Origin of the sequence: Stenotrophomonas sp. NLF4-10, from assembly GCF_022359915.1 — a bacterium.
Taxonomy (GTDB): Bacteria; Pseudomonadota; Gammaproteobacteria; order Xanthomonadales; family Xanthomonadaceae; genus Stenotrophomonas; species Stenotrophomonas daejeonensis.
Genome location: NZ_JAKSEE010000003.1, coordinates 1383387 through 1396492 on the forward strand (window position 1 = coordinate 1383387; position 13106 = coordinate 1396492).

Annotated in this window: 10 protein-coding genes; 7 read left to right on the plus strand and 3 right to left on the minus strand. The window is 70.0% G+C overall.

The features are described 5' to 3' along the window. Positions 1-35 precede the first annotated feature (35 nt). The 6 genes from MIC98_RS06575 (at position 36) to MIC98_RS06600 (ending at position 8943) form a co-directional block, all read left to right on the plus strand. Positions 36-1940 carry a CocE/NonD family hydrolase gene (locus tag MIC98_RS06575; protein ID WP_239736563.1) on the plus strand — a complete coding sequence of 635 codons (1905 nt, stop codon included), beginning with the start codon at positions 36-38 and terminating at the stop codon, positions 1938-1940. Between the two features lie 16 nt (positions 1941-1956). Further along, complete coding sequence (locus tag MIC98_RS06580; RefSeq protein WP_239736564.1) at positions 1957-2316, plus strand: Spx/MgsR family RNA polymerase-binding regulatory protein; 360 nt, start codon at positions 1957-1959, stop codon at positions 2314-2316. 91 nt (positions 2317-2407) lie between these two features. Further along, positions 2408-3535 carry a succinyl-diaminopimelate desuccinylase gene (gene dapE / locus MIC98_RS06585; RefSeq protein ID WP_239736565.1) on the plus strand — a complete coding sequence of 376 codons (1128 nt, stop codon included), beginning with the start codon at positions 2408-2410 and terminating at the stop codon, positions 3533-3535. Between the two features lie 45 nt (positions 3536-3580). Further along, positions 3581-6556 carry a GGDEF domain-containing protein gene (locus tag MIC98_RS06590; RefSeq protein ID WP_239736566.1) on the plus strand — a complete coding sequence of 992 codons (2976 nt, stop codon included), beginning with the start codon at positions 3581-3583 and terminating at the stop codon, positions 6554-6556. Positions 6557-6759: 203 nt separating this feature from the next. After that, a complete protein-coding gene (gene asnB / locus MIC98_RS06595) occupies positions 6760-8454 on the plus strand; it encodes an asparagine synthase B (protein ID WP_239736567.1) in 1695 nt (564 codons plus the stop codon). Positions 8455-8517: 63 nt separating this feature from the next. Next, positions 8518-8943 carry a Rid family hydrolase gene (locus tag MIC98_RS06600; RefSeq protein ID WP_239736568.1) on the plus strand — a complete coding sequence of 142 codons (426 nt, stop codon included), beginning with the start codon at positions 8518-8520 and terminating at the stop codon, positions 8941-8943. Positions 8944-9048: 105 nt separating this feature from the next. Here the strand turns inward: MIC98_RS06600 and MIC98_RS06605 are convergent, their stop codons facing one another. The 3 genes from MIC98_RS06605 to MIC98_RS06615 all read right to left on the minus strand — a co-directional run bounded on the left by MIC98_RS06605 (position 9049) and on the right by MIC98_RS06615 (position 12355). After that, complete coding sequence (locus MIC98_RS06605) at positions 9049-9510, minus strand: type II toxin-antitoxin system VapC family toxin (RefSeq protein WP_057640018.1); 462 nt, start codon at positions 9508-9510, stop codon at positions 9049-9051. A 13-nt stretch (positions 9511-9523) separates the two neighbouring features. Next, a complete protein-coding gene (locus tag MIC98_RS06610; RefSeq protein ID WP_057640017.1) occupies positions 9524-9787 on the minus strand; it encodes a type II toxin-antitoxin system Phd/YefM family antitoxin in 264 nt (87 codons plus the stop codon). Between the two features lie 147 nt (positions 9788-9934). Further along, positions 9935-12355: a penicillin acylase family protein gene (locus MIC98_RS06615; RefSeq protein ID WP_239736569.1), complete on the minus strand. Its 2421-nt coding sequence runs from the start codon at positions 12353-12355 to the stop codon at positions 9935-9937. Positions 12356-12503: 148 nt separating this feature from the next. Here MIC98_RS06615 and bfr point away from each other — a divergent pair, with 148 nt between their 5' ends. Beyond that, positions 12504-12992 (plus strand): bacterioferritin, encoded by a 489-nt coding sequence (gene bfr, locus MIC98_RS06620; RefSeq protein ID WP_239736570.1) that lies wholly within the window; start codon positions 12504-12506, stop codon positions 12990-12992. Positions 12993-13106 lie beyond the last annotated feature (114 nt).

A 13106-nucleotide genomic window follows, 5' to 3' on the forward strand; every position in this document is an offset into this window, starting at 1 on the left:
GGCAGGTTCCACCACATCAAACCGGGGAGAACGCGATGAAGGCACGCACCGTGGCCACCAGGCTGCCCACCCTCCTGCTCGGCACGGCGCTGGCATTGGCCGCCGGCGCTTCCGCGCAGGACCTCGGCCGCTACAGCGAAGACGGGTTGCGCGCCGAGCTTGCGGGCATCGCCGACGTCGAGAGCGCGGTGCTGGTGCCGATGCGCGACGGCGTCGGCCTGTCCACCAACATCTGGCGGCCCAAGGGCGCGACCGGCCCGCTGCCGACGGTGCTGTGGAAAACCCCGTACAACGAGCACACCCCGCGCGGCACCACCGCGCGGCTGGCGATCGAGGCGGTGCGCCACGGCTACGCCTTCATCGTGCAGAACGAGCGCGGCCGCTATTTCAGCCAGGGCAAGTACCAGATCCTCGGCTACCCGCAGACCGACGGCTACGACGCGCTGAGCTGGATCGCCGAGCAGCCGTGGTCCAACGGCAAGGTCGGCACCGTGGGCTGCTCGTCCTCGGCCGAATGGCAGCTGGCGCTGGCGGCGATGAACCACCCGGCGCACGCGGCGATGGTGCCGATGGCGGCCGGCGCCGGCATCGGCAAGGTCGGCCCGTTCCGCGAGCAGGGCAATTTCTACACCGGCGGCGTGCCGCGTACTTTGTTCGCAGTGTGGATGTACGGCGTGGACAACCCCCTGCGCGCCGAGCTGCCGCAGGACCTGTCCGGGCCGATGCGCGCGCGCGTGGCGCAGTACAACGACCTGGACGCGAGCAAGCCCAGGGTGGACTGGCAGAAGCATATCCGGCACCTGCCGTATGCGCAGTTGCTGTCCTCGCTGGGCGAGCCGCCGGGCACGTTCGAATCGATGATCGGGCGCGGCCCGGCCGACCCGTTCTGGGAGCAGGGCGGGCTGTACCACGACTCGATGGGCTGGGGCGTGCCGGCGCTGTGGTTCAACAGCTGGTACGACGTGTCGATCGGCCCGAACATGGCGCTGTTCAACCATGCGCGTACGGTGAACTCCGACCCCGAGGCCAGCGCCAACCAGTACGTGGTGATCGGCCCCAACCCGCACTGCCAGTTCTGGCAACTGGGCAAGGACTACAAGGTCGGCGACCGCGACATGGGCGATGCCAGCTTCCCGGTGGGCGAGCAGATCTGGGCATTCTTCGACCGCTGGCTGAAGGGCCAGCCCAAGGCGTTCCCGGCCTCCACCCCGCACGTGCGCTATTTCACGATGGGTGCCAACCGCTGGCAGTCCGACGTGCAGTGGCCGCCCAAGGCGGCCACGCCGGTGCGCATGTACCTGCGCTCGGGCGGCAACGCCAACTCGATGTACGGCGACGGGCGGCTGAGCTTCGAGGCCCCGGCGGCCGGCGAGCCGCAGGACGCCTATCGCTACGACCCGACCAACCCGGTGCAGACCATCGGCGGCGGCGACTGCTGCAATGGCGGGCTGGTGACCGCCGGTGCCTTCGACCAGCGCCCGATCGAGGCGCGCCACGACGTGCTGGTCTATACCAGCGAGCCGCTGGAGCAGCCGCTGGAAGTGTCCGGTTTCGTCGATGCGGTGTTGCAGGTGTCCTCCAGCGCGAAGGACACCGACTTCGCGCTCAAGCTGGTGGACGTGGCGCCGGACGGCACCGCCTGGATCATCGGCGACACCATGCTGCGCGCGCGCTACCGCGACGGCTACGCCACGCCGGCGCCGATGCAGTCGGGGCAGGTGTACGCACTGAAGCCGACCCCGATCACCACCTCGATCCAGTTCGGCAAGGGCCATCGCATCCGCGTCGAGGTGACCAGCTCCAACTTTCCCAAGTTCGCGCGCAACCTCAACACCGGCGGCGCGAACGAGAGCGAGGATGCGCCGGTGGTGGCCGACAACGCCGTCCACCATTCGGCCGATGCGGCCAGCTACATCGAACTGCCGGTAGTGAAGCACTGACGACATGACCACGACGATGACGACGACGATTTACGGACTCAAGAACTGCGACACCTGCAAGAAGGCCACCAAGTGGCTGGACCGTTTCGGCGTGGCCCACGCCTTCGTCGACTACCGCGACAACAAGCCCGCCCCGGAGACGCTGGTGGAATGGGCCGGCAAGGTCGGCGGCTTCGACGCGCTGGTCAACAAATCGTCCACCACCTGGCGGCAGCTGCCGGACAGCCGCAGGGCGCCGGGCTCCGAGGCCGAGTGGAAGCTGTTGCTGCGCGAATACCCGCAGCTGGTGCGACGGCCGGTGGTGGTCACCGACGACGGGCAGGTGACGCAGGGCTTTTCCGACAATGGCTTCAAGCAGCGTTTCGGCATCGCATGACGGCGCGTAGGAGCGCACCTTGGTGCGCGATGGGGCCTTGCCGGTAAAGCCCCTCGCGCACCAAGGTGCGCTCCTGCAGGAGAAGGATTGAATGAACGACGTGGTCGAATTGACCTGCGAACTGATCTCCCGCCCTTCGGTGACGCCGGAGGATGCAGGCTGCCAGCAACTGCTCGCCGGCCGCCTGCAGGCGGCCGGCTTCGCCTGCGAACACCTGCGCCTGGGCGAGGTGGACAACCTCTGGGCCACGCACGGCAGCGGCGCGCCGGTGCTGGTGCTGCTGGGCCATACCGACGTGGTGCCGAGCGGCCCGCTCGATGCGTGGGCCAGCGATCCGTTCAGGCCCGAGGTGCGCGACGGCGTGCTGTACGGCCGTGGCGCGGCCGACATGAAGGGCAGCGTGGCCGCGTTCGTGGTCGCCGCCGAGCAGTTCGTCGCCGCCCATCCCGACCATCCCGGCACGCTGGCGGTGCTGTTGACCAGCGACGAAGAGGGCGACGCCATCGACGGCGTGCGCCACGTCGCGCAGATTTTCCGCGAACGTGGCCAGCGCATCGACTGGTGCATCACCGGCGAGCCGTCCTCGACCGCGAAGCTCGGCGACCTGCTGCGCGTCGGCCGCCGTGGCAGCCTGTCGGCGAAGCTGCGGGTCAAGGGCGTGCAGGGCCACGTCGCCTACCCGGAGAAGGCGCGCAACCCGATCCATCTGGCGGCGCCGGCGCTGGCCGAGTTGGCCGCGCGGCACTGGGACGACGGCTACGAGAGCTTCCCGCCGACCAGCCTGCAGATCTCCAACATCGCCGCCGGCACCGGCGCCAGCAACGTCATTCCCGGCGAACTGCAGGTGATGTTCAACCTGCGCTACAACCCGCACTGGGATGCGGCGCGGCTGGAAGCGGAGATCACCGCGCTGCTCGACCGCCACGCGCTCGACTTCGAGCTGCACTGGCACCGCAGCGGCGAGCCGTTCTACACGCCCGAAGGCCGCCTGCGCAGCGTCGCCCGCGAGGTGCTGGCCAGGTTCGCCGGCGCGCCGCCGCAGGAAAGCACCGGCGGCGGCACCTCCGACGCGCGCTTCATCGCCCCGTTGGGCGCGCAGTGCATCGAGGTCGGGCCGGTCAACGCCAGCATCCACCAGGTCGACGAAAACGTGCGGGTGGACGAATTGCGGGCTTTGCCCGATCTTTACCGGCAACTGATCGGGAACCTGCTGGCCTGACCCATGCCCACCCGGATTGCCACGCTTCGCCGAGACGCAACCGGGATGAAGACAGGACGGCCCCGCTGGCCGCGGGTGCTGGCCGCCTGCGGGTTGTGGCTGCTGCTGCAGGCGGCGCAGGCCGCGGCGGCGATGCACGGCCTGCCGCTGATGCGCCATTTCGGCGCCGGCGACCTGCCGGCCGCGCCGTTCTATTCGGACATCGCGGTCGATGCGCAGGGCACGCTGTATGCCGGCAGCAGCGAAGGCGTGATGGTGTTCCACAGTGGCCTGTGGGAACTGTTCGAGCTGCCGCACCGGGCGGCGACCTATACGGTGCTGGCCACGTCCGATGGCCGGGTCTACGTGGGCGGCAGCGGCACGCTGGGCGAACTGCGGCGCGAACCCGACGGCGACCTGCGCTTCATCGACCTGCTGCCGGAGTTCACCGGCGACGACGGCAAGCCGCTGCCGCCGGTGGATTTCTACGGGCTGCTGGAAACGGCGCGCGGGGTCGTGGCGAACGACGGGCGCATGCTGTACCTGCTGCGGCGCGATGGCGGCGGCACGCGCCAGCCGCTGCCCGCGGGCGCCGCGCAACTGCTGTTCGTGGCCGGCGGCGAGCTTTACGTGCGCATCGCCGGCACCGGCGTGTGCCGCCTCGATGCGACCGGCCCGGTGCCGCTGCCGGGCACCGCGGCGCTCGACGGCCTGCGCCTCTCCGGCTTGTGGGAATGGGAGGATGGGCTGCTGTATGCGGCCAATGACGGCTTCCATTTCGGCGATGCCGGGGGCGTGCGCAAGCTGCCCGGCGACGCGGACGCGGCCTTCGCCGCGCACGTGCCGTACAGCAGCATCCGCCTGCCCGATGGCGGCTTCGCCTTCGGCAGCTACGACGGCACGCTGATGCGCTTCTCGCCCGAACTGCGCCTGCTCGACAGCTTCGTGCCGGCCCGCGGCAACCTGGACGGCTTCGGCCTGGACCGCGACGGCGGCCTGTGGACGGTGGGCGAATCCGGGCTGACCCGGTTGCGCCTGCCCTCGCCGTGGACCGTGTACGACCAACGGCACGGCCTGTTCAACCAGCTCCACGACAGCGCGTGGTACGACGGCAGCCTGTGGGTGGGGGCATTGGGCCTGTGGCGCGCCGGGCCGGTGACGGGCGGCGTGCCGCGCTTCCTGCCGCAGCCGTGGGTGGACACGAAGCTGGAGGTGTTCGCGTTGCAGGGAACCGCGGCCGGCCTGCTGGTCGGCGACCGGCTCGGGCTGATGGTGCTCGACCCCGGTACGAAATCGCCGCGGCGGTTGGTCGGCCCGCGGATGGGCAGCGGCACGCTGCGGCTGCTGCCCTCGGCGTTCGACCCGGAACGCATGCTGGCGCTGGGCGGCAGCGAGGTGCGATGGCTGGCGCAGCGCGACGGCCGCTGGCAGCTGGCCGCCCGCTGGCCCATCCGTGTCGGCGCCATCAGCGGCATCGCACAGGTCGCACCCGGCGAGTTCTGGGTGGGCGATGAACGCGGCGGCGTGCATCGCTGGCGCCTTGACCCACGGACCGGGCAACTGCGCGACCAGCAGCATTTCGACGTGGAGCAGGCGCCGCTTGCCGACAATGGGCAGGGCACCCATCTGGTCCGCATCGACGAAGCCGTGTACGCGATAACCGGTGACGACGTGCGCAAGCTCGCCAGCGGGTACTTCGTGCCCGCGTCGCTCCCGGTGCTGCCGGGCCTGGGGCGGCCGTGGGAACTGGAGGCGGCGACGACCGCGCTCGGCAGCTTCGTCTGGACCACGCGCCAACTGTGGTGGCGGCGGCAGGGCGAAAGCGCCTTCCACCTGCAGCAGGTCAGCAACAGCCGGGTGCCGGGCTTCGCCGGGCTGGGGTTGCAGGACGATGGCCGCCTGCGGCTGGTGGCCTGGGACAGCCTGCTGCAGTTCGATCCCGACATCGGCAACCCGTCGCCGGCGCCGTTGCAGGCGCGCCTGGACCAGATCCGCCTGCGGCAACCGGACCGGGACGATGCGCTGCTGCCGCTGCAATCGGCGCAGGTGCAGGTGCTGCCACCCGGTTCCGGTTTGGCGCTGCGCTTCGGGCTGGGGACGATGGAACCGGAGGTCGAGTTCCGTTACCGCATGCAGGGCTACAACGAGGCGTGGTCGCCGTGGGGGGCGAACCGCGAGCTGGGCTACCGGCTGCTGCCGCCGGGCGACTATCGCTTCGAACTGCAGGCCCGAATCCGCGGCGGCCGCCAGGCCGAACCACTGCTGTACCGGCTGCGGGTGGAGCCGTTCTGGTACGAACGCGGGGTGGTGCAGGCCCTGTTCTGGGTGGCCGGCCTGTTGCTGGTGGTGCTGGCGGTGCACCTGCGCAACCGTGGCGTCAATGCGCGCACCCGTGAACTGGAACGCCGCATCGCCGAGCGCACCGGCGAGCTGGAAGCGGCCAACCGCCGGCTCACCGAACTGGCCGTCGTCGATGGCCTGACCGGCATCGCCAACCGCCACGCGATGGAGCGCGCGCTGCAACGCGGCTGGCAGCGCTGCGGCGAGCGCGGCGAGCCGCTGGCGGTGGTGATGGCCGACGTCGACCACTTCAAGGACTTCAACGACAACCACGGCCACCAGGCCGGCGACATGCAACTGCGCCGGGTGGCTGCCGCGCTTGCCGACGAGGTGTCGGGCGTGGACGAACTGGCCGTGCGCTACGGCGGCGAGGAGTTCGTGCTGATCCTGCCGGGGGTCGGCCGCGAGGACGCATTGCAGCGGGCCGAACAGGTACGGCAACGCGCCGCGCGGGCCATGGCCGAGGCCGGGATGCCCGGCAGCATCAGCCTCGGCGTGGCGGTGCGGATACCGGCCGCCGGTGGCGACCCCGCGCAACTGGTGCACTGCGCCGACCTGGCGCTGTACCGGGCCAAGCATGCCGGCCGCAACCGCGTCGAATGCGCCGGCGAGGCGGATTTCGCCAGCGTCGCGCAGGCCGGCGTGATTGCCGCTGAAACTGTTGCGCCGCCACCGGACCCCACGCTATCGTCGGCCCCATGATCCGCGACGCCCGCACCCACGCGAACCTGTCGAACAATCGCAACAACGCGATTGCGAACAATCGCGCGCGGCCGATGCGGGTCTGCGACTGAGCCAGAGCACCATACGCCCAGTGACCAGAAAACCCGCATCGGCCGATGCGGGTTTTTTTGTTGCCGATCCTCGCCTGCAACGCTTGCCCCCACAACCCAGGAGCTTCCCCCATGTGTTCCATCTTCGGCATCTTCGGCCTGCAACCCGGTGACGACCCGCAGGCACTGCGCCGCCAGGCACTTGAGCAATCGCAGCGGCAGCGCCATCGCGGCCCGGACTGGAGCGGCGTCTACCTCGACGAGCGCACCATCCTCGTCCACGAACGCTTGGCCATCGTCGATCCGGCCGGCGGTTCGCAGCCGCTGCTGTCCGAGGACGGCGAACTGGCGCTGGCGGTGAACGGCGAGATCTACAACCACCGCGAACTGAAGGCCGAGCTGAAGCAGCCCTATGCGTTCCAGACCGGCTCGGACTGCGAGGTCATCAACGCGCTGTATCGCCAAGACACGCCGGCCAGCTTTCTGAACCGCCTCAACGGCATCTTCGCCTTCGCGCTGTGGGACAAGGCCAGCGGCCGCGCGATCATCGCCCGCGACCCGATCGGCGTGGTGCCGCTGTACTGGGGCCACGACAAGCAGGGGCGGTTGTGCGTGGCCTCGGAGATGAAGTCGCTGGCCGACACCTGCGCCGACGTGGCGCAGTTCCCGCCCGGCCACTGGTACGACACCGCCACCGGCCAATTGAGCAAGTACTACGAGCGCCCGTGGCGCGACTACGATGCGGTGCAGGGCGTGCAGGTGTCGCCGCAGGAACTGCGCGAAGCGTTCGAGGCCGCGGTGCACCGCCAGCTGATGACCGACGTGCCGTATGGCGTGCTGCTGTCCGGCGGGCTGGATTCCTCGCTGGTCGCCGCGGTGGCCGCGCGCTACGCCCGCCACCGCATCGAGGACGGCGACAGGAGCGAGGCGTGGTGGCCGCGCCTGCATTCCTTCGCCATCGGCCTGAAGGGTTCGCCCGACCTGGCCGCCGCGCAGATTGCCGCCGACATGCTCGGCACCGTGCACCACGGCTTCGAATACACCTTCGAGGAAGGGCTGGACGCGCTGCCGGAGGTGATCCGCCACATCGAAACCTATGACGTGACGACGATCCGCGCGTCCACGCCGATGTTCCTGCTGGCGCGGCGGATCAAGGCGATGGGGGTGAAGATGGTGCTGTCCGGCGAGGGCAGCGACGAGATCTTCGGCGGCTACCTGTACTTCCACAAGGCGCCGAACGCGCGCGAGTTCCACGAGGAACTGGTGCGCAAGCTCGACGCGCTGAACAACTACGACTGCCTGCGCGCCAACAAGTCGATGATGGCCTGGGGCGTGGAACCGCGGGTGCCGTTCCTCGACCGCGAGTTCCTCGACGTGGCGATGCGCATGGACGCGCAGCACAAGATGGTGCGCAAGGGCGATGCCGGCCCGCAGCGGATGGAGAAGGGCGTGCTGCGCGAGGCATTCGACGGCTACTTGCCGGAACAGATCCTGTGGCGGCAGAAGGAGCAGTTCAGCGACGGCGTCGGCTACGGCTGGATCGACGGCTTGAAGGCGCATGCCGACGCGCAGGTCAGCGACCGCGAGCTGGCCGCCGCCGACAAGCGTTTCCCGGTGAACTCGCCGCAGACCAAGGAAGCGTATTACTACCGCAGCCTGTTCGAGCAGTTCTATCCGACCCCGGCGGCGGCCGAGACGGTGCCGGGCGGCAAGTCGATCGCCTGCTCCTCGCCGGCGGCGATTGCATGGGATGCCAGCTTCGCGACGATGGCCGACCCGTCGGGCCGCGCCGTGGCCGGCGTGCATGAGCAGGCGCTGGCCGGTTGAACGACACGCCACGGCCGGCTGCGCGGCGGGCCGTGGCACCCCTTCGCACATACGGGAGCTTCGATGCGCATGCATCCATTGTTGTTGCTTGGCCTGTTGTCCGCCCCGGCGCTTGCCGCCGATGAAGCACCGCTGGAACGGCATTCGTTGGGTAGCTGGGAGGCGGACATCGGCTATGCGGGCGTGGTCCGCGACGGCGATATCCTGCATGTCTCCGGCATCGCCTGCGAAGGTGCGGACATGCAGGCGGCGGTGCAGGCCTGCTATCGCGAACTGACCGGCATCCTGCGGCGCTTCGGCGCCGACAGCAGCCAGGTGGTGAAGGAAACCCTCTACACCACCGACATGGACGCGCTGATCGCGGCGATCCCGGAGCGCAAGACCTTCTTCGCCGATGCGCGTTACCCGGCGGCGACGTGGGTGCAGGTCGCCCGCCTGTATGGCCCGAAGCACCTGCTGGAAGTGGAGTGGACGGTGCGCCTGGAGTGAAACCAGCGGCCGGGGCCGGCATTCGTGTCGCATCGCTCTTGCGAAAGCGCCGGCTGCCGGAGTGAGTGCATGCGCCGTGCAGCGGTTTTCCGGTGATGCCCATGCTCAGGGCGCGGCGATGTAGCGCCCACGATTTTCCTGCACGGCCCAGCGCCGCCAAGGGTTGAACAGCGGCACGCCGGTGGCGGCGAAATCCGCCACGTTGCGCGTCACCACGGTCAGGCCATGCACCAGCGCGGTGGCGGCGAGCAGCGCATCGCGTTCCGAGGCCGGGTCGGGCACGTGCAGGCGCGCGCAACGCAAGGCCACGCCTGCATCCACTGCCAGCACGCGGCCGCTGAATTCCGGGATCACGCGCTGCTCCAGCCATGCCCGCAGCAGGGCGCCTTGCGCGGCATCGCGCCGTTGCATGCGCAGCACGCCGATTTCCAGTTCCATCAGCGTCAGGCTGGAAATGGCGCAATGGGCCAGCGCCACGTCCGCCAGCCATGCCGCCACGCTGGGGTCGGCACGGCCACGCAGCGCTTTGTACGACTCGGAGATGACGTTGGTATCGAGCAGGTACACGGGGTGGCCTGGCTCAGTCGTCGAAATCGGGAATGCGCAGGCCCAAGCGCAGTCCGGGCGGGTCGAATGCGATGCCTTCCGTGCTGCCCATTCCGGGCATGTCCAGGGCTTGCAGCAACGTGCGCGGCTTGTCGGTCAGGCGCTGGTAGTCGGCATAGCTGAGCAGGACGTGCGCCGGCCTGCCGCGGTCGGTGATGACCACCGGCCCGTCCAGCGCGGCTTTCTTGGCGCGGCCCAGATCCTGATTGAGTTCACGGCTGGAGAGCGTAGTGGTCATGGTGGCTCCCGATGGCTAGTTGTGGATATGTTACTACATTGGCTGGAGGGGAGATTCGAACGATGCCCGTGTGCTGCTTGCCGACCACCGGGTTGCGGGCGCGACGGACGCGACGGGCGCGGCCGCCGGCGGACAAGGAGAGGCGCGTCAGCGGACGGCCGCGGGTTCCAGCTTCAGCGTGTACCGGGCCGCCCCCGGCAGGAACGGTGTCGGCCGGCCCTGCGCCCAGTCGTCGTGGCCGGCGCCCCAGTAGGGCGACAGCGGGTGCCCGCTCTGGCCGCCGGGCATGTGCACGATGCCATCGGCTTCGTGGCCGGGCGATACCACCATGCGTTCGGAGGCGCCGAAGGACGGGCCCTGCACGCGCGGCATGTTGCCGTCGCCGGGCAGGGCCTGCGCCGGCATGCACAGCCAGCGCTTGAACAGCGCCGGCAACGCGCGCGATACCGGGTGGCAGATGGCAGCGGTATTGCGCTCGCCCCACGTGCGGGCGGCGAGGTCGGTGCCTTGTGCGGCGAGGTCGGTTTCCAGTTCCCGGGCGCTGTGCGCGAGCAGCTCGTCCCAGCTCACGAACGGCGATGGCAGCAGGTGCGGCGGCCGTTGTTGCAGCAGCGGCCAGGCGATGCCCTCCAACTGCGGCAGGTTGGGTTCGATCCAGTCCCCGCCCAGTTCCTGCCGGGCCGGCGCGAGCAGGCCGGCCTGCAGGGTATCCAGAGTGATGCCGCGGAAGCCGCGGGCGATGCGGTAGCTGGTCGAATCCACCGCGGCATGGTCGTCCCAGTGGCGGCTGGCGACCTCCAGCCGTTGCAGGGCCGGGTCGTCGCTGTGTTCGACGGCGGCGCGCAGCAGCTTCCACCAGCGTTCCATCAGCACCGCGCGGTCGTCGAGCTGGATCGCCAGCAGGTCGCGTTCGTCGAAGCGTTCGCGTGCGAACAACCCCTCGCGGATCTGCCGGGCGCGGGCGCCTAGGTCGTAGCCGCCGTCGCCGGCCACGGCCAGCGCGTCGCCATCTAGCACGCGGGTGTTGGCGGTCCACAGGCGGTGGTCGGGCGGGTCGATCAGGCTCGGCGCATCGTCGCTGCGGATCGCCCAAGGCGCGCAATGGCGATCGGCGATGGCGCCGGTGGCGCAGCCTTCGCCGCGGTCCGGGCGCGCACCGATCAGGCGCCAGGCGATGCGTCCGTGGCTGTCGGCCAGCATCAGGTTCTGCGCGGGGATGCCGGAGCGGTCGGCCACCGCCAGTGCGTCGTCGAGGTCGGCGGCGGTGGCCATGTCGGCGAAATCCAGCCGCACCGCACCGGGCAGCTGCGCCACCCAGCGCAGCGCCAGCAGGCTGCCGTCGGCGTTTTCGTGCAGCACCGGGCCCCAGTCGCTTTCGCGCACGGCCAGGGTTTCGGCCGGCGCGCCGGCCACGGCGATGGTTTCGTCGAAGGTACGCAGGCTGGCCGCATCGGCGGCGTCGATGCGCTTGAAATCGGTGGTGTCGATGTAGCTGTTGGTGAAGCCCCAGGCGACGTGGGTGTTGCTGCCGACGATCACCGCAGGCAGGCCGGGCAAGGTGAAGCCGGCCACGTCGACCTTGCCGCCCGGCGCGCCGGCATCGGCGTAGCGCAGGCGCGCGCGGAACCAGATGTTGGGCGCGCGCAGGGCCAGGTGCATGTCGTCGGCGACGATGGCGCGGCCGTCTGCGGTCAGTGCGCCGCCGACGGCGAAGTTGTTGCTGCCCGGAAATGAATCGGCCGCCACCGGCGGCCAGCCGATGCCTCTCTCCCCTTCGGGAGAGAGGGGGACCATCCGCGGAGCGGATGGTGGAGTGAGGGGTGCCGCCATCGTGGAAATGCCCGGTTGCTTTTCCGCTATGCGCAGGTCCAGCGCGGTGGCGTCGGGCAGGTCCGCATCGCCGCGTGGCTGCCCGAACAGTGGCGCGTCCCACTGGCTGCCGTCGTGGACGAGCAGCGCGTACAGTGCTGGCGGCGCCACCTCGCGGATGCGCGCCAGCGCCAGTTCGCGGGTGTTGGCCGGGTCCTGCAGGTCGGCGTACATCGCCAGCCCGGCCAGTACCGAGTCGTCCAGTTCCCAGTGGCGTGGCTGCTGGCGCAGCAGCAGGTAGGGCCACGGGCGCACCTTAAGTGCGTCGAGGCCGGCGTTGACGCCGTCGCGGTAGGCTTCCAGCACCGCGCGCTTGCCGCCCAGCGCGGCATCGAGGTTGGCGTGGGTGCGGGCGCGCAGGCGATGCACGCGCATGCGGCGGTCCAGCGGCAGGGCGGCCGGACCGAACAGCTCGGCCAGCTCGCCGGCGGCGGCGCGGCGCATCAGGTCCATCTCGAAGTAGCGTTCCTGCGCGTGCACGTAGCCCAGTGCGCGGGCCATGTCGCGTTCGCTGGCCGCCTCCACCGTCACCATGCCGTTGCCGTCGCGCGCGATGGAAACCGGCGCGTCGAGGCCGGGCAGGGCCAGCTCGCCCTGCAGCTGCGGCAGGCTGCCGCGCAACAGCAGCCACAGCGTGCCCAGTGCGAGCAGCAACAGCATCAGCAGCATTCCCGACAGACGCAGCAGCCAACGCGACATGGGTGTCTCCCCGTGATGGTCCGCCGGCGATTGTAGGGGGCGTCGGCGGCCGGGGAGGGAGAGCGCAACTGAAACTGATTCCGATTAGATCATCGCCGCGCCGGATAGGGCACGCTATGCGCCATCACGAACCAGCAGGAGCCTCCCCATGCAGGGCCAGCCCGACGTCATCGAATACCTGAAGGAGTTGCTGCGCGGCGAACTGGCCGCGCGCGACCAGTACTTCATCCACTCCCGCCGCTACGAGGACCAGGGGCTGCACGCGCTGTACGAGCGCATCGGCCACGAGATGGAGGAGGAAACCCAGCACGCCGACGCGCTGCTGCGCCGCATCCTGTTCCTGGGCGGCGACCCGGACATGCGCCCGCATGTCTTCGAGCCGGGCAGGACCGTGGTGGAGATGCTGGAGAAGGACCTGCAGGTCGAGTACCAGGTGCGTGCCAACCTCGCCGCCGGCATCAAGCTGTGCGAGGAGCATGGCGACTACGTCAGCCGCGACATCCTGCTGGCGCAGTTGCGCGATACCGAGGAAGACCACGCCTGGTGGCTGGAGCAGCAGCTGGGTTTGATCAAGCGCATCGGCCTGGAGCTGTACCAGGCCAGCAAGCTCGACGCCAAGGGCGGCGCCGCGCACTGAGCAGAGGGTTGCGTCGCCAGCCAGCCTCCGCGCCAGCCAGCCGACACTTGCAAACGCCGAAGGCCGGGGATTCCCGGCCTTCGGCGTGCGTATGCAGGAGCGACGCGAGTCGCG